Source organism: Nostoc sp. CENA543 (assembly GCF_002896875.1).
Taxonomy (GTDB): domain Bacteria; phylum Cyanobacteriota; class Cyanobacteriia; order Cyanobacteriales; family Nostocaceae; genus Trichormus.
Window position 1 is genome coordinate 3,281,481 of the sequence record NZ_CP023278.1, and the last position, 19,244, is coordinate 3,300,724.

Genomic DNA, 19,244 nt, shown 5'->3' on the forward strand with positions numbered 1-19,244 from the left:
ACTTAAGGTAGATGTAAATTAAATAACTTTATTGTGAAGATAGAAAATTTTTTTAGCGAGGTTGAGTCAGTAATCACCGTAGGTGAGTGCTGAGTGCTGAGTGCTGAGTAAGGAGTAATGAGTAATGAGTAATGAGTAATGAGTAATGAGTAATGAGTAATGAGTAATGAGTAATGAGTAATGAGTAATGAGTAATGAGTAATGAGTAATGAGTAATGAGTAATGAGTAATGAGTAATGAGTAATGAGTAATGAGTAATGAGTAATGAGTAATAACTAATGACTAATGACTATTGACTGGTGAATGCTGGGTTGAGAAATAAATTCTACCTTGTCTACCTTGTCTACCTTGTCTGCCCAATCCCCAATACCCAGTCCCCAATTCCCAAACTTGAAAACCCCAGTTTTTTGTACGAAACTGGGGTTATTAGCTAGTATTGAACCACACACGATATGATTGTCAACTACCGAGCCGTGATGGCTTGAGTATTATTCGCTTCTGTGTTGGCGAAAGCTGCGGTTTGAGGTTCGAGGTTATGAGGACTGAGGTAAGCAAGCTTTGTGTCTGGTAATTGACAAGCAATCATGGTTTTAACGTGTTCCATCTCGTCATCACGGATGGCGACAAATACATCATAGAGATTTTCAATTTGTGGACGACGTTCGGCGGGGGTGTGTGCTGTTTGGAATTCATCAAACATATATAAGTCGCCGTCACGATAATAGAGTCTAGCTACCTCTAGTGCAGGTTGGGCTTTTAATTCCGCTTCGTGGGATGTGAGAAATTTATCATAGCTGTTGTAGGCGTGTTTTTCTACCAACTCCATGAAATGGTAAGCAGCACCAGGAGAGACAATATACAACGCCGTAATAATCCAATAATAAATTAAAGCAGTTGTGCGGGCTAAGAGGCGATCGCCCCAAAATGATGCACCCCCCAATTCTTCCATAATCAACAGGTGGTGCAATTCATTCCAAGATTCTGCAAAGTGAACCTTCAACCAGTCAGCCTTACGCCATAAACCTAGAGTTTCGTAGAGGTGGAGAACCGAAAGATAAGAAAAATAAGGTACTCTGGCAACAGTTTCTAAAACATAAAAGCGAGGATAAGGGCGATCGCGGTAAATTGTATTAATTACAAAAACTAAGATACCCACAAGTAAGCGAATCATAGTTATTCTCCGTCAAGCATCAACAATTGAATCAGGCTATAATCCTGGATTTTCCGCCTTCATCGTTAAAGCAGTTATAAACAGAAAATTTGAGGAACTTGTGAGGAATGATACTTAGGGTTGGGGATTGGGGATTGGGGATTGGGGATTGGGGACTGGGAACGGAGAAAGACTTTAACTCCAAATTGGGATAGCTAGTATTGTTTCGAGATTCTGGAACAGGCTAAGAATGTAGGCTTTTAATCCAAAATCCAAAATCCAAAATCCAAAATTGTTATACCCTGTAAGTTGTCATCGGATTTTTACAATGAGTAATCTACTGCAAGACTATAATCCTAGTGGTGTCGGCGAAATCAACGGTAATCTTTTGGGTTTACCGTTTGATTATGAATCTGCAAACTTAATTGTCTTTGCTGTACCTTGGGAGGTTACTGTTTCCTACGGTGCAGGTACAGCCAACGGGCCACAGCGTATTCTTGATGCTTCCATTCAACTGGATTTATTTGACTTTGATAATCCTGAAGGTTGGAAACAAGGAATTTATCTTGTAGAAATTCCTCAAGATATTCTCGAAAAAAATCAATATTATCGTGATTTAGCTGGACAAATTATTGAACGGCTAGCACAAGGAAAAGAACTGACAGATGCACCTGATTTAACACCTGTATTAACTGAAATTAATCAAGCTTCTCAACAGGTGAATCAATGGCTATTTACCCAGTGTCAAGAAGCAATCAATCGGGGTAAGAAGGTTGCTGTAATTGGTGGTGATCATAGTTCACCGTTGGGTTATTTCCAAGCTTTAGCTGAAAAATATCCTGATTTTGGCATTCTCCACATAGACGCACACGCTGATTTACGTGATGCCTATGAAGGGTTTGAATTTTCTCACGCTTCCATCATGTTTAATGCGATGAAAATACCGCAAATTTCTAAATTAGTGCAGGTAGGTTTGCGTGATATTTGTCATGATGAAGTTAACATGATTGATGAATCAAACGGTCGCATTGTGGCATATTATGACCCAGCGATTAAACAACAACTCTACTCTGGGAAAACTTGGATAGATTTATGCCAAGAAATCATTAGCCATTTACCAGAATATGTCCATGTTAGTTTTGATGTGGATGGATTAGATCCCAAACTTTGCCCCAATACAGGTACTCCCGTCCCTGGTGGTTTGGAATTAGAGCAAAGTTTTTGTTTGTTTAGAGAACTAGTCAAAAGCGGGCGAAAAATTATTGGCTTCGATGTCTGCGAAGTTGGGGACGATGAGTGGGATGGCAATGTAGGCGCGCGAATCGTCTATAAATTAGCGAATTTGACGAATTTGTCTCAAAAATAACATGAGGCAATTCAATTTTGGATTTTAGATTTTGGATTTTCGATTGAAATCCAATCCAAAATTTAAAATTCAAAATCCAAAATTCTTTCCCCTACACCCCTTTCACCGCTTCCAGTAGTTCCACAATCTCTGCCATCGAGTTGTAATGTACTAAGCCAATTCGCAATAAGCCGCCACTGGTTTCTAAACCTAGCCTTTCTGTTAAGCCAAGGGCATAGAAGTTACCGTGCCAGGTGAAAATACCGCGATCGCCTAAATTTTTGGCTATACTTTCGGGGCTTTTCCCTGCGATTGTCATGGCTACTGTGGGTGTACGCCAGTTAAAGCGATGGGGTTCGGTAATTCCATATATGCTTAAACCAGGAATTTCTAAGAGTCCCGAAATTAGTTTATGGCTGAGTTCCCTTTCATATTGCTGAATGGCTGACATGGCTGCAACTAACGCCGCACGCCGACTATGATAGGCTGAGGCGATCGCATCTGGGTGTTCTGATGTTAGAAAGCGGGGACATTGGAAATGTTCTAAGCCTTCCTTGTCGGCTGCCATCAACGCTTCTACTAATTCATTATTCATAGTGGGCGATACATGACAACCCAATTTTGTCAAGTAATTAATTGCTGCCACTACACCCGCTAGTCCTTCATGATTGAGAGTACCGTTTTCCCAACGGGATGGTACTTCATTACTCGCAGGTTTAACTTTATAGGGTTGGAGATTTTCTAGATGCTGGCGTTTACCGTACAAAATCCCAACGTGGGGACCGAAAAATTTGTAAGCGGAACAAGCCAGAAAATCGCAGTCTAAAGCATGAACATTAATCGGTGCGTGGGGTGCATAATGAACAGCATCAACAAATACCCAAGCACCGACAGCATGAGCTAAACGCACGATCGCAGCTACATCGTTAATTGTCCCGACAGCGTTGGAAGCATAACTGACGGCTACTAACTTGGTGCGGGAATTAATTTGCTGTTCTAAATCGCTCATGTCTAAGGTGCAATCAGTGACATGAATATCCACTACCCGAATAATTGCGCCTTGTTCCTCTAAAGCATACCAAGGAGAAACATTTGCATAATGGTCTAAACGAGTAACAATAATTTCATCACCTGGTTGAATAGTGCGGGCGATCGCTCGACTTAAAGTCAACGTCAAAGTGGTCATATTCGCACCGAATACCACCTCATCACTACTGCAACCCAAAAAATCTGCGATCGCCACTCTCGCCGCCGTAATCACCGCATCCGTTCGCGCACTGGTAGCAAATGCACCATGAGCGTTGGCATTTGACCTCACTAAATAATCACTAATCGCATCTAACACTGCTCCTGGTACTTGTGTCCCACCAGGCCCATCGAAGAATATAGCCGGTTGTCCGTTGATTTTTTGGTTCAGCGCAGGAAACTGTCCGCGAATCCATTTCAGATCCAGAGATTCCATAATCGACTCCTCGGTTAGTAAATTTTTACCCATACCTTGAGCCATAGCTAGAGAATGCAGGTATCAGCATCACCTCAAAAATATCAAATTAATTACTAGATAATAATTAGAACGACTTGACAAAACCAAACTATGTAAAGTGATGTAAAAAATTGCATTTAGTTCGTAGTAAGGACTTTAGTCCTTATGAGAGGACTAAAGTCCTTACTACAAACCTTTAATTATTTACACCGTTCTACTTATCTCTACTTGCGAAAACAGTAGTTCTAAGTAAGCTCAAATCTTAGGAAAACCCTGTTTTGGCTATTGCTCTGGTATCGGAATTCTTTGATACCACAATTCTAGCTAAATAGCTATGGGTCTACTGAGTTCATTATCCATGCTGCATAAAAAATTAGCTTCCGACATAGATAGTAAGTGAAGGTGTTAAACAACACTGTACAAACTTCACCACTGAATCTAAGGAAACTACTATGAATTTCGTTCGCACAACCATCATGGGTATGACAATCCTAGCAACTGCCCTAGTTTCTACCGGAGCAATGGCTGCACAACCCCAAGCAGAAGTTATTTCTCGTAACTGTGCTGATGCTGTTCACGCAGCAAATTATACATTAGTTAGTGTACTTCCAGCCCCGACTAATACCCAAAGAGCGATCGCACAGCCTGGTGGTTCAACAGAAAAGAAAACTTGTGAAACCACTAATGCACCTGGTACCAATAGTCAGGGAGTTAATGGAACTAATCGCTGTACAACTTGCACCTACTCTTCTAGTGGTCATGTCACAGTTAACTGTATTTTCATTAAACCGAAGTAGAAAAGTGCAATTGGGGATGACGCAGAAAGCACATAGTAAAAAATGCTTTCTCGTCCCATTCCCAATGCCCAATTCCCAATGCCCAATCCATATGACATTGCGCTAAATTCAAAAGAGCAACTGTTAGTATTTTTGGATCGGTCTGATGGTTACAGCACAAGAACCAAAACAACAGGTAAAAATTGGCGCAACTCGGCTGCTAATTAATAATGAGTGGGTGGATAGTGTTAGCGGTCGTAGATTTGAGACAATTAACCCAACCACAGGTGAAGTCATCTGTGAAGTAGCAGAAGCAGACACACCAGATGTAGACAAAGCCGTAAAAGCAGCGCGTCAGGCTTTTAATAATGGAGAATGGTCGAAACTATCAGCGACTCGTCGGGGAGAGTTGCTTTATAAGTTAGCTGATTTAATAGCAGACAATATTGATGAATTGGCGCGCTTAGAAACCCTAGACAACGGTAAACCACTGCGTGATTCTGTAGAAGATTTAGAATTAGCGATCGCCTGCTATCGTTATTATGCAGGTTGGGCAGATAAGGTACAAGGTAAAACCATCCCCATTAGTGGCCCTTACTTCTGCTACACTCGCCATGAGCCTGTGGGCGTAGTTGGTCAAATTATTCCGTGGAATTTTCCTATAGTCATGCAAGCGTGGAAATTAGCCCCAGCTTTGGCTACAGGTAATACCGTAGTTCTCAAGACGGCTGAACAAACACCATTATCAGCATTGCGTGTGGGAGAGTTAATTGTTGAAGCAGGTTTTCCCCCTGGTGTAGTGAACATATTATCAGGATATGGCCCGACTGCTGGAGCTGCGATCGCTCATCACATGGATGTGGATAAAGTCGCCTTTACTGGTTCTACTGAGGTGGGACATTTAATTATGGAAGCGGCGGCTAAAAGCAACCTTAAGCGTGTCACTCTAGAACTAGGCGGAAAGAGTCCCAACATTGTCTTTGCTGACGCTGATTTAGACGCTGCCATTGAAGGCGCACACGATGCCATATTCTTTAATCAAGGTCAATGTTGCTGTGCTGGTTCACGGCTATTTGTAGAAGCAAAATGTTATGACGAGTTTGTCGCTAAAACCGTAGAAAAAGCCAAAAATAGAATTGTCGGCGATCCTTTTGATAGTAATACACAACAAGGGCCGCAAGTAGACAAAGACCAATTCGACAGAGTCATGAGTTACATCGAATCGGGAATGCGAGAAGGGGCGCAGATGTTATGCGGCGGCAACCGTGTCGGAGATAGGGGTTTCTTTATTGCACCCACCGTATTTGCTGATGTCCGTGATGAGATGCAAATTGCTCAAGAGGAAATCTTTGGCCCGGTGATGAGTATTATCAAATTCCAAGATATCGACGAAGTGATTCAACGGGCAAATAACACCATATACGGACTCGCCGCCGCCGTATGGACGAAAGATATTACCAAAGCTCATGCGATCGCGAATAACGTCCGGGCTGGTACAGTATGGGTAAATTGCTACGACGTATTTGATGCAGCCGCACCCTTTGGTGGCTTTAAACAATCAGGTATTGGGCGTGAACTCGGTGAATATGGCTTACAACAGTACACCGAAGTTAAGACTGTTACTATCAAGTTGTAGATTGGATGTATCGTTACTCTTTGGCAAGAGGTAACTAGAACGATTTGAAACAACCAAAATATGTTAAATAGTGTAAATACACTAAGATTTAGTTCGTAGTAAGGACTTTAGTCCTTTTTTGTTCGCGGAGCGTCTCGTAGAGAGAACTTTAGTTCTCTCTACAAACCTTTAATTATGTACCCTGTTCTACTTAAATACCTAACTTGCCAAAGAGTTTCTTACTCATCCAAACAGTGATTAAGTAACTGATCACTAATAACCCTCGTCCTCAATTTCTCGCTAGTATTGTCACAACGGCATCTCAAACTTGGTAAAATTCAGGGTGCGAGAGAGGAGAACATTAAAACATGGTAGCCATCCATACCGATTTAAATATTGCAGCCTTAGAAGCAGAATATAGTCAAAAATCCCCAAGAGAAATTCTCAAATTCGCCTTGGAAACCTTCGATAATCTGGCAATTTCTTTCAGTGGTGCTGAAGATGTTGTATTAATCGATATTGCATCGAAAATTACCACAAATTTCCGCGTATTTACACTGGATACCGGACGTTTACACCCAGAAACATACCAATTTTTAGACCAAGTCAGAAAACATTACGGAATTAAATTAGAAGTCATGTTCCCTGATGCGGCGGAAGTTCAAGCTTTGGTAGAAGAAAAGGGATTATACAGCTTTTATCAAGATGGTCACAAAGAATGCTGTGCAGTCCGCAAAGTTAGACCACTACGCCGTAAGCTGAATACCTTGGATGCGTGGGTGACAGGACAACGTAAAGACCAAAGCCCCAGCACTCGCAATCATATTCCAGTCATTGAACTTGATAGTGCTTTCTCTACCGAAGACCACCAATTGATTAAATTCAACCCCTTAGCAAATTGGTCTTCTGCTCAAGTGTGGGAATACATCCGCGCCTTAGATGTACCTTACAACAAGTTACATGAGCGTGGCTTTATTAGCATTGGTTGTGAACCTTGCACCAGACCTGTGTTACCCAACCAGCACGAACGTGAAGGCCGTTGGTGGTGGGAAGAGTCCACAGCAAAAGAATGCGGTTTGCACTCAGGTAATTTACAGAAATAGGAAGATTCAGATCCCCGATTTATTGAAAAATTCGGGGATTTAACTATTAATTGGATGTACTAGCGTTGGAATTGAGAACTTCCTGCAAACGAGTTCTAAATTCACCTTTAGGATGTCCGCCTTTAACCTCACCGATAATGTGAAATTCTCCTTCCGGTGAATCACAAATAATATAGGTAGGCCATCCCATCTGAGATTTATCGGGATACTGAGTAAGCAAAATCTGACGATATTTGCGATAGGTAGCGGTATCCTGCATTTTTACGTCAATAAATTGCAAGCCTAGTTCTTCAGCAACTTTTTGGTCATAAAAAGACATCTTGTGGCAGATACCGCACTCTTCAGAAGAAAATTTTACAACAGCTAAACTCATACAATTTTGGATTTTAGATTTTGGATTTTGGATTTTGGAATAGTTGATAAAACCGATATATTTAAGGATACCTCCATAGCCGACTGCTGAGATTAGGGAATGGGGCATTGGGCATTGGGCAGGGGAAGAAAAACTCATGAGTGCTGAGTAATGAGTAATGAGTAATGAGTAATGAGTAATGAGTAATGAGTGCTGAGTAATGAGTAGTGAGTAATGAGTAATGAGTAGTGGGTGGTGGGTGGTGAGTGGCGAGGCGAGCAGTGACTAATGACTAATGACTATTGACTATTGACTAATGACTATTGACTATTGACTAATGACTAATGACTATTGACTATTAACCATTGCGCGACGTAAAAAGTCTCGAAAGGTTTCCGAGTGTGAGCAAATCTAGACATACGCGCTCAGATATGCTCTCTCTGCACAAAAATCATCGATAGTTCTCAACTAATATATAGCCATCGCCTGAAATCACGGGATGTTGAAGCTGCAAATTATCCTTGAAATCAGGTATTTTTATGTCAAATGATTGGGCGATCGCTGTGCTATTCTCTTAGCTATATATACTTGCTTAAGTATAAATGAACACTACAAACATAGCGACTGAGAAGAGCCAAGAGGTCACATAAGGATAAGTAATGAGAAAAACTCTATGGGAACTTTTCTCAAATTACTTATTCAAGGATGTATGTGATGACTTCGCGCTCGATTTACACCTATACAGTCATCAAATAGGTTATAATGCCCACGATTGGAAAAAATCTAGTCAAAAGATTGTGACATTCCTGGCAATGACATATTATCTGGGCTAGAATATAACTCCAATCTTGAGATAGAATGTAACACCAAGCAACTACCGATCACTAGGGCATACCAGTTCAATATCTGCTCATCTACCCGTAAAAGCCCTTGTGATGAGAGAACTACCAGGGAAGCTATTTCATTTCAGGTGTCTTCACCAATTATTTTTTCCAGGATAAATTTCAGTCTTCCGGATAAATTGCTGTAAGGGTTGACTGTAGTTTATGCAAAAAAAAGCCCCTAGCTGGTGGCAGCCAACCAGGGGAGTCAATTATCAGGGTGCATCTACCAATTAATTGTTCTAGATTCCACACTCAATTCCGGAGGAATTGTCACAAATGGCGTTGCTTTTTTGCATTAGAAAAAAAAGCTCTCGTCGGTGGCAGTCAATTAGGGGAGTTATTGATTAGGGTACATTCGTCAATGTAATTTATCGTTTGCTATGACAATTCAGTGACTTCTAAATACATCAATTATTTCTGGAGTTGCTGATTGTCAATCATAAAAAAAGCCCCCAGTCAGGTGTTAGCCAGCTAGGGGAGTTAGTTATCAGGGTGCATCTACCAATTAATTGTTCTATGCCTCATTCTCATTTTCAGGATGAATTTACCAGAATTGCGGATTGCTGTTTGCTGAGGCGAAAAAAAGCCCCCAGTCAGGTGTTAGCCAGCTAGGGGAGTTAGTTATCAGGGTGCATCTACCAATTAATTGTTCTATGCCTCATTCTCATTTTCAGGATGAATTTACCAAAATTGCTGTTTGCTGAAGAAAAAAAGCCCCCAGTCAGGTGTTAGCCAGCTAGGGGAGTTAGTTATCAGGGTGCATCTACCAATTAATTGTTCTATGCCTCATCCTCATTTTCAGGATGAATTTACCAGAATTGCTGTTTGCTGAAGAAAAAAAGCCCCCAGTCAGGTGTTAGCCAGCTAGGGGAGTTAGTTATCAGGGTGCATCTACCAATTAATTGTTCTACACCTCATTCTCATTTTCAGGATGAATTTACCAGAATTGCGGATTGCTGTTTGCTAAAGCAAAAAAAAGCCCCCAGTCAGGTGTTAGCCAACTAGGGGAGTTAGTTATCAGGGTGCATCTACCAATTAATTGTTCTACACCTCATTCTCATTTTCAGGATGAATTTACCAGAATTGCTGTTTGCTGAAGAAAAAAAGCCCCCAGTCAGGTGTTAGCCAGCTAGGGGAGTTAGTTATCAGGGTGCATCTACCAATTAATTGTTCTACACCTCATTCTCATTTTCAGGATGAATTTACCAGAATTGCGGATTGCTGTTTGCTAAAGCAAAAAAAAGCCCCCAGTCAGGTGTTAGCCAACTAGGGGAGTTAGTTATCAGGGTGCATCTACCAATTAATTGTTCTACACCTCATTCTCACTTTCAGGATGAATTTACCAAAATTGCTGTTTGCTGAAGAAAAAAAGCCCCCAGTCAGGTGTTAGCCAGCTAGGGGAGTTAGTTATCAGGGTGCATCTACCAATTAATTGTTCTACACCTCATTCTCACTTTCAGGATGGATTTACCAAAATTGCGGATTACTGTTTGCTGAAGCGAAAAAAAGCCCCCAGTCAGGTGTTAGCCAACTAGGGGAGTTAGTTATCAGGGTGCATCTACCAATTAATTGTTCTACGCCTCATTCTCACTTTCAGGATGGATTTACCAAAATTGCGGATTACTGTTTGCTGAAGCGAAAAAAAGCCCCCAGTCAGGTGTTAGCCAACTAGGGGAGTTAGTTATCAGGGTGCATCTACCAATTAATTGTTCTATTTCTCATCCTTACTTTCAGGATGATTTTCTCAATGCTAAAAAATCCCTAGTGGCGATAACCAGCTAGGGGAGTTAATTATCAGGGTGTATATACATAATATTAGCATATTAGTGGTATCATAAAATACGTATTATTCTCCTGATTGGGCGGATATCCCGTAAAAATTAGAAATTTTGCCCTATTTCCTGGGATGAAATAGACTGGAAATATTATTAAAAGAAAAAACCCCTAATCAGGCGTTAGCCAATTAGGGGAGTTGAAGATCAAGGTGCATCTACCAATACAGTGTTCTGGGTGGATGGCAACTAATCCGGATAAAGTTGTAAATGTAGATAAAGGAAAACCTCTGATTTGGCAAAAATCAGTAGTATAAGTTATCTACAGTATAAAAAGGAGCAGAAATCGAATTGAAACTTTGGCGTTTCAAGTTAGATTGAGGAGGCAAACGGGAAAAGTTGTGACCCAGGAATTCCATATTTCCGTGACACCAGTAGGGCAGAATGACTATTTGGTGCGGACGGAAAAAGTAGCGACAGGGGTGCCATTGGCAGAGGAATTAGTGAATTGGCCGGTGAATGATTGGCTGGCTATGGCTAGTCATCTGATGAATGACCCCCTAAAAATAGTCTTACAGGGAGAGACGATCGCATCTGGTGCGATCGCTAATAACTCTGTAAACTTAGTGGCATTGGGACAACAACTTTATCAAGCCCTGTTTCAAGGCACACTCAGAGATAGTTGGATTACAGCTCAAGGAATTGCCCAAAATCAACAACAAGTGCTACGGCTAAGATTAGGGCTGAAGGATAATAGATTAGCACGCCTACCGTGGGAAGTCATGCACGCAGGCGATCGCCCCCTGGCTACAGGCCCCTATGTTGCGTTTTCTCGCTTCCAAAGTGGCATTTCTCCCGCCTCTGGTGTTCCTTCTAATAATCGGCCTCAACTCCCAGAAGACGGTGTGATTCGAGTGTTGATGGTACTAGCCTCCCCTTCCGATCAGGCTAGTTTAAATTTACTCAAACAAGAAGCCATCAAACTACAAGCGGAATTACACCGTCAACTACCTAGATCCTTAAATGGCGGTTATTATCTCCCAGAAATTGAACTCACTTTGTTAGATCAACCAGGAAGAGAGGAGTTAACCCAAGCTTTAGAACAAGGTAGATTTCATGTCCTCCATTATTCAGGGCATAGTAATTTAGGGCCAAATGGTGGGGAAATCTATCTAGTCAGCAATAGAACAGGCTTGACAGAAACCCTCAGTGGTGATGATTTAGCAGGTTTATTAGTTAACAACAATATTAAAATGGCGGTATTTAATTCCTGTTGGGGAACATATACTGCTACTAGCGGCATTCCTAGAGATTCTTGGGAACGTAATCTGACAGAAAGTTTAGTCAAGCGGGGTATTCAAAGCGTTTTGGCGATGTCAGAAAGAATTCCTGATGAAGTCGCACTGACACTTACCCAATTGTTTTATCGCAACCTTAGCCAAGGCTATCCTGTAGATTTATGCGTGAGTCGTGTTCGTCAAGGGTTAATTTCGGCCTATGGTTCGCCTCAGCTGTATTGGGCATTACCGATTTTATATCTCCATGCAGAATTTAACGGTTTTCTCTATCCCAAAACTACTAATGACAATCATACAGATGCCCTTGCAGAATATAGTCCACCTGTGAGCAATAATTCCCTGCCGGCTGTGGGTTATTCTGCTGTGGTTGATGAACCTGATATGTCTGTACCCATTGAAGGGACAATTCCTTCGGAGTTAGCCCGTGACAATTCTGGTTTAGATTGGTTAGGAGAAGATACTTGGGGTGATTTAGTCGATGAAATCGAGTACGATGATCCCACCTATGCTGAAGATTATGCTTTTGTTTCTGATATCTTTCGTCAGTTAGAACAGCCAATCACGGAAAACGAAGTCGCAGAAGCACAGCCACCAAGTCCACCACCCAAACCTAATCAAACTGCGTCAGAAACTCCTGTTAATGCAGCACCCAAAGAACCAGAGTCACCCAATTTAGTACCTGTGACTAAAAATGCTAGCTCTCAAAGTGTATCCAAGGTGCATAATTTCCGCCCTGCATCGTCAAAAAAACGTCAACGCCGTCAAAAAAGCCCAATATTAGCGATGGTTGGTGTAGGTGCGATCGCTTTTATAGTATCTTTTGCTTTGTTGTGGCAAATTCGCCAATCCTCCATACGCAAAACTCCCCCTATTCCTTCCCCGACTCAAACTAGTCAGACTCCTACAGATATTCAGCAAATGTCTACAGACATGGTAACAACTGTTGCCACCAGCAAATTAAATCAAGGTGAATTAGAAGCAGGGTTAGCAGCTGTAGAAGAATTACTAAATCGCAATGCGCTAGATAATGCGGAAATAGCTTTGAATTTAATTTCTCGCCAGGACATTCAAAAACCTGCTGTTAACTTTCTCAGAGGCCGATTAGCTTGGCAATCTCTCAAGCGAGAAAACACAAAATATAGCATTGACGATGTGCGTCGTTATTGGGACAATGCTGTGCGGGGAAATCCCGACTCATCTGAATATCAAAATGCTTTAGGTTTTGCCTATTATATGGAAGGCAACTTAAACCAAGCTAATGCTTCTTGGCTACAGGCTTTAAGTTCAGCATTGGCAACACAAAATTCTGATTTTCAGGCGCAATTACCGCCGGAAGCCTTAACTTCCTATGCTGGTTTGGCCTTGGGAATGTATAAATCTGCACGAAGTTTCACAGGAAATAGACGTACTCAATATCTCAAAGAAGCGATCAAATTGCGACAAACTGTTCTTCAGCAAGATCCATTAAATTTCCAAGCTGAGAAACTAGGGAATAATTGGTTGTGGACAGAAAGGACTATAGCAGATTGGCGATCGCTACTGCGACAAGAGGAAATCACTGAAAATTAGTTGATGATGGTTTTGCGATGTTCTAGCCATAGGATAGTTGCTGTACCTATGGCATAAGCAATTATATCTTTCCAGTCAAATGTACTGCCTAAAGCCACGGCTAGAATTTTATACTTTTGCCATCCCAAATAATTCACAAAGTTAAAATATTGCAAAACTTCGATAAAACAAGCAAAGGCAAATACTGATAAAGCTACAGTAGATGATTTGATTTGCCAAAAGGATTTGATAAAGCAATAAATCAGAATAACTACTAAAACATCTCCAATCAGGGGACGGATAAAACCATCATCTATAAATACAGCAATACATACCTCGATGATGAATAATATAATTGTCCAATAAAAATATTTTTGGTTGAATTTGAGCATAATTATTTAATTGGGCATTGGGAATGGGGCATAGGAAGCATAGTAGATGCAGTTATATAGTGGTTATCCGTTGAATTTATTACTGTTTTTACCTCTTTCCTTGTAGGAGAGAGGCTTTGAGTTTTATTCCCCTTCCCTTGTAGGGAAGGGGTTAGAGGTTAGGTTTGTATTCCATTCAACTGCAAACCCATATAACTTAAATTTTGCATGAGGAACAAAGCAACGTGACACAGTGGTTAGCATTACTAATTTCTTTGGTAATTGAAATACCAGTGGTATTTTTCATATTAGTAATTATGCGTCAGTTGTCTTTAGATCATATCTATAAAGTGTTGATTTTCACCTGTGGTGCTACTCTTTTTACTCATCCTTTAGCTTGGGAAAGTAACCAGATACTGATTCCCTATATGGAATTTCCTTGGAGGTTAGGGTTAATAGAAATTATTGTAGCGATCGCGGAAGGTATTTTGTATAAGATAACTTTAAATTTGGCTTGGCGACAGGGTTTATTTATATCAATCATGGCTAATACAGCATCGTTTTTGGGAGGTTTATTTATTGCTCAATTTTTGGGATGATATACCTTGAAAACTTATTTGGCTATTTTCAGGAATGGCTAATGCTAGTAATAAAATCGGTATCTCTACCCAAGCATGAACTGCGGCGATAATTCCATATACAGCGCGGGTATGAATAAATTCTCTAGTAAAACTCACAAATAAAATCACACTGAGAAATCCCACTAACCAGGGAAATACATAATGCTCGTTTTGAGATTTATGATGCTTTTCCCACTTGGGTAAAACTCCGATAACTACGGCGTAGTGCATAGTTTGTAAAAAGACGGCGGCGGAAAAAAGGGAAATAGCGATCGCTTCATCTTGTAGTTGTGGTGGTACAAATATCCCTAAATGGTTTTCCAGTCCACCAACGGGAAATAAAGAGGCTTCTAATCCTACTAAACCCAGATAAGATAAAACTTGATTGGGAATTCCAGAAATAATCAGTAAGGGAATTAAAAGAAAGACCACTACACAACTAAATAAAGCATTATTTCTTGGCTTACCTCGCAATTTTTCCGCAATAAATCCGACAGGGGTGATGTTGTGCAGAATCGCGAAGATTAATAGTGTCAGAGTAGCTGAAGAAAATATCCCGACTGTCAAAGTCAAGCATAACATAGTTCCGAAAATTCCAAGCCGCCAGTCTTTTTTGGCTAATACTGGAATGACAAGAATAACTAGTCCTACTACACAACTTAATTCTAAAGTGATGCTTAACCAGGTGGGTATTAAACTCAATACTTGTAGACTTCGCAAGCCAATGATGAGAATTAATAACTGACTCATCCGCCAACATAGATTGTTTCCGAGACGTTGACGAAAGCGATTATCAACGTAATGCAGTTCAGTTAAAACATGAGTCAGACCAAAGGCTGCTAGAGTAAAAGTATAAGTAGCTAGAGGAAACGCTACTGATAATATGGCACTAGTTAGCACTAAAGCAACAGCCGCGAATATTGACATCATCTGCAAATTAATTTTGATTTCTGAAAATTTTAGTGCGGCGGTAAAGTAGCATAACTCCAAAGATAGATATGCTCGGAATTATCAAGTTAAATAAATTAAATTTATGCTTTAAAGAAGGTGAAGGTCGATTATCTTGTGATTGATAAGGTTTTCTTTCTGAATTACCTTGTTGATAGGTGTAGATGATTTCGTGATATTTTAATTCCAGAGACTTAGGGGTAATAGATATAATTTTGAGGATTTCAGTTACTTGTTTAATTCCATATCTATCAGGTAATCTTTCTACAGGGTTAATAGTATTTTTGGCAGGAATTAATTGAGATTTTTGGCGGTTAAAGTCTTTGAGTGATTCTCTATCTCCATCAATGATAATATCTTGGGATTTAACCTGAGATTTTCTGATGGCATAGATATTACTGTACTGTCTGTATCCATTTAGCCTTTCACACTGTCCTGGTTTGAGAATTACATTGTATGTGCCTAAACCGGGATTGGCTGATTGGATATGGGCAATTAATAAATAATTAGAATATTTGTTAAGATTTGCTACTTGAAAACAGTAATCTACGCGAGATGTTCCTGGGGATAAAACATCAGCCGAGGCTGTAGGTAGTTGGATAAATGTAATCAAAGTTATTAAGATTAAGCCTTTGAGGATGTTCTTGAGTAATTGCATGAGACTATTAGAACTAAATTCATCGTTAATAGTTATAACCTCCTCATTACCAATCGTCAGATACTCGAAACCACCACTATTCAACATACTTAGATAAATGCTGATGATCAGCACTGCTGTGCAAATGACGGAAACAACAAATAATGCTACATTAATAATAATTTTCATGTTAAGTACAATGACTTAAAAAAAGAAACTATATTATTAAGTAATGTAAAAATACTAGTATGAGTCTCGCAGAGAGAACTAAAACTCTCACCACAACACTTTAATTATTTAGCGTAGTCTACTTATATATATAAGTTTTTTCATAAAATTGGCATCATGCGAACGATAGTAGTTGGTGACATTCATGGTTGCTATGAAGAATTGCTTCACCTATTGACCAAAGTCAAGCTTACAGAGGAAGATTGTTTAATTTCATTAGGTGATATCGTTGATCGCGGTGTTGATTCCGTGAAAGTATACGAATTTCTCAAACAACGTCCTAACACAATTGTGTTGATGGGAAATCATGAACGTAAGCACCTACGTCAGACTCTCTCCTATTCACAGGAAATCGTCAAGTTACAATTTGGCGATCGCTATGTAGAATTTTTAGAATGGGTGAGTCATTTACCCTATTATCATGAAACTGAAAACGCCATTTTCGTTCATGCGGCTGTAGAAGATGGAATACCTCTTCACCAGCAAAAAGAAGAGGTTTTATGTGGCTGTACGGCTGGGGAAAAGCATCTCGAAAAACTCTATGGCAGGACTTACTGGAGTCAGTTGTATACTGGCACAAAACCAGTTATCTTTGGTCATCATGTTGTAGGAAATGAACCATTAATTATCACAGGAAAAATTTACGGTATTGATACTGGAGCCTGTCATGGAGGAAGATTAACTGCATTAATTTTACCAAGTTTTGAAATTGTGCAGATACAAGCCCCTAAAGATTATTGGCACGAAGAGATGATTAAATGGCAATTACCCGTGATGCAGGCTAAACCGTGGGGTAGTTATAAGTGGGATAAAATTCAAGCAATCTGTAATGATTTTAAAACCTCTTCTCATCGAGACGTAGCAGCTTTTATGCGTGAACAGCAAAAGTGGGTGAATCATTTACTCAGTTTTGCTCCTACAATCATTCTGAAAGTAGAAGAAAAACTCACAGAATTAATTGCTATTCATGGTCAAGATAATTTCAAGAAACCAGCTAGTTGTTTAAGCTATGCCACTCTCTTATATAAAGCTAACGCCAGCCATCTTACAGTAGACTTCCTCAAGGAAACATTACCAACACCCGATAAATGGTTGCAGGTAATGAATGATTTGGGGATTAGATATTAAGTAAACACAAACAGCTTCCTAACTTCTTACCTTTTTACTTGCTAAAATTTATTTAATTATGCCTTGCTTAATCAAGAAGGTTTTAATAGTGGCATAAATTTGCTTTTTCTGCACTTTACTAAAACCTCCATGTTCTGCACCTTTAACAGTAAATAATTGATTTATCGTCCCAATCTGACGTAATGCTTGATGTAATCTAACTGCATGACTGTAAGGAACAAAATTATCCTTTTCTCCATGTATAGTCAGAATCGGTGGTAGATTTCGACGCACAAAGTTAATCGGAGAAACATTTCTGGCAATTTCCATTTCTTGTGGGGAATTACGATTACCAAACCACTGCACAGCAAAATACTTTTGATTACGACCAACTAACAAATCATTAACATCCGTAATTCCAGACCAATTAACTATGGCAGCAACTTTTGTTTGTTGACTTTCTGGACAATTTTGGTTAAATTTTTTCACATCAGGCATCATTCCTGTAGTTAATGCTAAATGTCCCCCTGCGGAAAATCCAGTCAAAACAATTTTTTTCGTATCGAAGTTATATTTTGACGCATTACTCATCACCCAATTTAACGCACATACAGCATCTTCCACTGCTGCTGGTGCTAATGCTACATTTGCTAATCTATACTCAATATTAACTACAGAAAATCCCCAATCAAAATAAGGTTTAAAGAATAATTCGTCTTCTTTTTTACCTTTAATCCAACCTCCACCATGAATTACCATTAATGTAGGACGTAAGCCAGATTTTTGATTTTTATAAACATCTAGTGTTAGTTGATTGGAGTTGACTGTTTCGTAGATAATATTACGCTCCAAAGCGTAATTTTTTTGCTGCTTTAATTGTAAAGTAGTATTGGCAAATACTTGTTCCCAATTCAAAAGCGTAATGGCTAGAGAAACAATAGCTGCAATTATATAAAAGTGATAAGATTTTTTTTTGAGCATCATGAAACTAATTCACTTAAGAGAAGATTTTTAGTTATTTTTGAGTCTGTGTTGGGGGCTTTGCTTTTGGTCTTAAAGCACCCTCTTCTATCATTCTTTTTTTGAGAATTTCCATCATAATTTTAGCTCCATGTTCAGTAGGGTGTAGACCATCGTTATATCTAACTCTTGCTTTTCGACCTGTACTATCGGCGGCTATAGGATAAAATTTACCATTGACAGCAAAGACATTCCAATAATCGACAAATTCAATTTTAGAATGGACTGCTGAGACTTTTTTATAAATCCGGTTGAAAATAGGAAAAAATTTATTATATCTAGCCACATTAGATATAGGATGACCTATCCAGTAAACTTTTTTTACAGGATATTCATCCAGCAATTTAGCATATCTTTCTACACGCTCTTCATAAGCTTTTTCCCATTCTGGGGTTAATTCTTCGTGGAACTTTTTATTGGCATCTAAAATATTTTGGTCGTCATTACCACCAAAAATGACTACCATAACATCAGGGTTATTCTGTTGAATAAGTTCTCGTGTGTGTGAATACCAATCATAAAAGTCGATGCGATTTAATCCCGTAGAGATTTTATAAAAAACTTTGATTTGTTCCAATCCATAATCTGATTTTTTAACGTTATTCTCAAATGCAACTCCTAGAAAACCCATAATAGAATCACCCAGAAATAAAAAACGTTTGGCTGGTTCTAGTTGCTTGACAGGCGGACTAGTAAATGATTGTTTTGGACTCGTAGTTGCTGGTTTTTTCTGAATCTTAGTTTCGGTTTTGATATCCGATGCTTTAGCTTGGGCAATTATTTGAGATTTACCGTTGATTTCTTTGATACTGTCCCAAAAATCAGATTCAACTTTACTAAATCCTTCTAATTTAATTTGTTGAGCAGCCTGTTTAATTTCTCTAGGAGCAATTTTACTAGATGCTAAACTCTTAAAAAAGAGAGGTTTATTAACCATAATGAGACAGAGTGAGACTAAACCACAAAGAGTTAAAAACTTTAAGTCTT

General features: G+C 39.6%; 15 protein-coding genes. 7 read left to right on the plus strand and 8 right to left on the minus strand.

Annotated elements, in window-relative coordinates:
• Positions 1-463: 463 nt before the first annotated feature.
• Positions 464-1,171, minus strand: coding sequence for an alternative oxidase (locus CLI64_RS13535; RefSeq protein WP_103137716.1), 708 nt, complete (start codon positions 1,169-1,171; stop codon positions 464-466).
• 307 nt (positions 1,172-1,478) lie between these two features.
• Here CLI64_RS13535 and speB point away from each other — a divergent pair, with 307 nt between their 5' ends.
• Positions 1,479-2,516, plus strand: coding sequence for an agmatinase SpeB (gene speB, locus CLI64_RS13540; protein ID WP_103137717.1), 1,038 nt, complete (start codon positions 1,479-1,481; stop codon positions 2,514-2,516).
• A 91-nt stretch (positions 2,517-2,607) separates the two neighbouring features.
• Here speB and CLI64_RS13545 read toward each other — a convergent pair whose 3' ends face one another.
• Positions 2,608-3,957: a cysteine desulfurase-like protein gene (locus tag CLI64_RS13545; RefSeq protein ID WP_192881713.1), complete on the minus strand. Its 1,350-nt coding sequence runs from the start codon at positions 3,955-3,957 to the stop codon at positions 2,608-2,610.
• Between the two features lie 473 nt (positions 3,958-4,430).
• Between CLI64_RS13545 and CLI64_RS13550 the strand changes: the two genes are divergently transcribed.
• The 3 genes from CLI64_RS13550 (at position 4,431) to CLI64_RS13560 (ending at position 7,472) form a co-directional block, all read left to right on the plus strand.
• Complete coding sequence (locus CLI64_RS13550) at positions 4,431-4,775, plus strand: hypothetical protein (protein WP_103137718.1); 345 nt, start codon at positions 4,431-4,433, stop codon at positions 4,773-4,775.
• A gap of 145 nt (positions 4,776-4,920) precedes the next feature.
• Positions 4,921-6,390, plus strand: coding sequence for an aldehyde dehydrogenase family protein (locus CLI64_RS13555; protein WP_103137719.1), 1,470 nt, complete (start codon positions 4,921-4,923; stop codon positions 6,388-6,390).
• A gap of 347 nt (positions 6,391-6,737) precedes the next feature.
• Entirely contained in the window at positions 6,738-7,472 is a 735-nt protein-coding gene (locus CLI64_RS13560; protein ID WP_103137720.1) for a phosphoadenylyl-sulfate reductase, read from the plus strand.
• A 46-nt stretch (positions 7,473-7,518) separates the two neighbouring features.
• Here CLI64_RS13560 and CLI64_RS13565 read toward each other — a convergent pair whose 3' ends face one another.
• Entirely contained in the window at positions 7,519-7,845 is a 327-nt protein-coding gene (locus CLI64_RS13565) for a thioredoxin family protein (RefSeq protein WP_103140711.1), read from the minus strand.
• A gap of 3,036 nt (positions 7,846-10,881) precedes the next feature.
• Between CLI64_RS13565 and hetF the strand changes: the two genes are divergently transcribed.
• Positions 10,882-13,347 (plus strand): cell division protein HetF, encoded by a 2,466-nt coding sequence (gene hetF / locus CLI64_RS13570; protein ID WP_103137721.1) that lies wholly within the window; start codon positions 10,882-10,884, stop codon positions 13,345-13,347.
• Here hetF and CLI64_RS13575 read toward each other — a convergent pair.
• Positions 13,344-13,718 carry a DUF2809 domain-containing protein gene (locus tag CLI64_RS13575; RefSeq protein ID WP_103137722.1) on the minus strand — a complete coding sequence of 125 codons (375 nt, stop codon included), beginning with the start codon at positions 13,716-13,718 and terminating at the stop codon, positions 13,344-13,346. The two genes, hetF and CLI64_RS13575, sit on opposite strands and share 4 nt — an antisense overlap.
• Before the next feature lie 224 nt (positions 13,719-13,942).
• Here CLI64_RS13575 and CLI64_RS13580 point away from each other — a divergent pair, with 224 nt between their 5' ends.
• Positions 13,943-14,296, plus strand: coding sequence for a hypothetical protein (locus tag CLI64_RS13580; RefSeq protein WP_103137723.1), 354 nt, complete (start codon positions 13,943-13,945; stop codon positions 14,294-14,296).
• Here the strand turns inward: CLI64_RS13580 and CLI64_RS13585 are convergent.
• Both CLI64_RS13585 and CLI64_RS13590 read right to left on the minus strand, forming a co-directional pair.
• Positions 14,270-15,247 carry a hypothetical protein gene (locus tag CLI64_RS13585; RefSeq protein WP_157943268.1) on the minus strand — a complete coding sequence of 326 codons (978 nt, stop codon included), beginning with the start codon at positions 15,245-15,247 and terminating at the stop codon, positions 14,270-14,272. The genes CLI64_RS13580 and CLI64_RS13585 overlap by 27 nt on opposite strands.
• 7 nt (positions 15,248-15,254) lie before the next feature.
• Complete coding sequence (locus CLI64_RS13590) at positions 15,255-16,091, minus strand: hypothetical protein (protein ID WP_225977585.1); 837 nt, start codon at positions 16,089-16,091, stop codon at positions 15,255-15,257.
• A gap of 156 nt (positions 16,092-16,247) precedes the next feature.
• Between CLI64_RS13590 and CLI64_RS13595 the strand changes: the two genes are divergently transcribed.
• Complete coding sequence (locus tag CLI64_RS13595; RefSeq protein WP_103137725.1) at positions 16,248-17,258, plus strand: metallophosphoesterase; 1,011 nt, start codon at positions 16,248-16,250, stop codon at positions 17,256-17,258.
• A 48-nt stretch (positions 17,259-17,306) separates the two neighbouring features.
• Here the strand turns inward: CLI64_RS13595 and CLI64_RS13600 are convergent, their stop codons facing one another.
• A complete protein-coding gene (locus CLI64_RS13600; RefSeq protein ID WP_225977586.1) occupies positions 17,307-18,221 on the minus strand; it encodes an alpha/beta hydrolase in 915 nt (304 codons plus the stop codon).
• Between the two features lie 31 nt (positions 18,222-18,252).
• Positions 18,253-19,194 (minus strand): DUF459 domain-containing protein, encoded by a 942-nt coding sequence (locus CLI64_RS13605; RefSeq protein ID WP_157943269.1) that lies wholly within the window; start codon positions 19,192-19,194, stop codon positions 18,253-18,255.
• Between the last annotated feature and the right edge of the window lie 50 nt (positions 19,195-19,244).

What these genes read in the sequence shown, in the direction of transcription:
- CLI64_RS13535 (WP_103137716.1), bottom strand. Translation starts at nt 1,171, where the DNA reads ATGATTCGCTTACTTGTGGGTATCTTAGTTTTTGTAATTAATACAATT.
- speB (WP_103137717.1), top strand. Translation starts at nt 1,479, where the DNA reads ATGAGTAATCTACTGCAAGACTATAATCCTAGTGGTGTCGGCGAAATC.
- CLI64_RS13545 (WP_192881713.1), bottom strand. Translation starts at nt 3,957, where the DNA reads ATGGAATCTCTGGATCTGAAATGGATTCGCGGACAGTTTCCTGCGCTG.
- CLI64_RS13550 (WP_103137718.1), top strand. Translation starts at nt 4,431, where the DNA reads ATGAATTTCGTTCGCACAACCATCATGGGTATGACAATCCTAGCAACT.
- CLI64_RS13555 (WP_103137719.1), top strand. Translation starts at nt 4,921, where the DNA reads ATGGTTACAGCACAAGAACCAAAACAACAGGTAAAAATTGGCGCAACT.
- CLI64_RS13560 (WP_103137720.1), top strand. Translation starts at nt 6,738, where the DNA reads ATGGTAGCCATCCATACCGATTTAAATATTGCAGCCTTAGAAGCAGAA.
- CLI64_RS13565 (WP_103140711.1), bottom strand. Translation starts at nt 7,845, where the DNA reads ATGAGTTTAGCTGTTGTAAAATTTTCTTCTGAAGAGTGCGGTATCTGC.
- CLI64_RS13575 (WP_103137722.1), bottom strand. Translation starts at nt 13,718, where the DNA reads ATGCTCAAATTCAACCAAAAATATTTTTATTGGACAATTATATTATTC.
- CLI64_RS13585 (WP_157943268.1), bottom strand. Translation starts at nt 15,247, where the DNA reads ATGATGTCAATATTCGCGGCTGTTGCTTTAGTGCTAACTAGTGCCATA.
- CLI64_RS13590 (WP_225977585.1), bottom strand. Translation starts at nt 16,091, where the DNA reads ATGAAAATTATTATTAATGTAGCATTATTTGTTGTTTCCGTCATTTGC.
- CLI64_RS13595 (WP_103137725.1), top strand. Translation starts at nt 16,248, where the DNA reads ATGCGAACGATAGTAGTTGGTGACATTCATGGTTGCTATGAAGAATTG.
- CLI64_RS13600 (WP_225977586.1), bottom strand. Translation starts at nt 18,221, where the DNA reads ATGATGCTCAAAAAAAAATCTTATCACTTTTATATAATTGCAGCTATT.
- CLI64_RS13605 (WP_157943269.1), bottom strand. Translation starts at nt 19,194, where the DNA reads ATGGTTAATAAACCTCTCTTTTTTAAGAGTTTAGCATCTAGTAAAATT.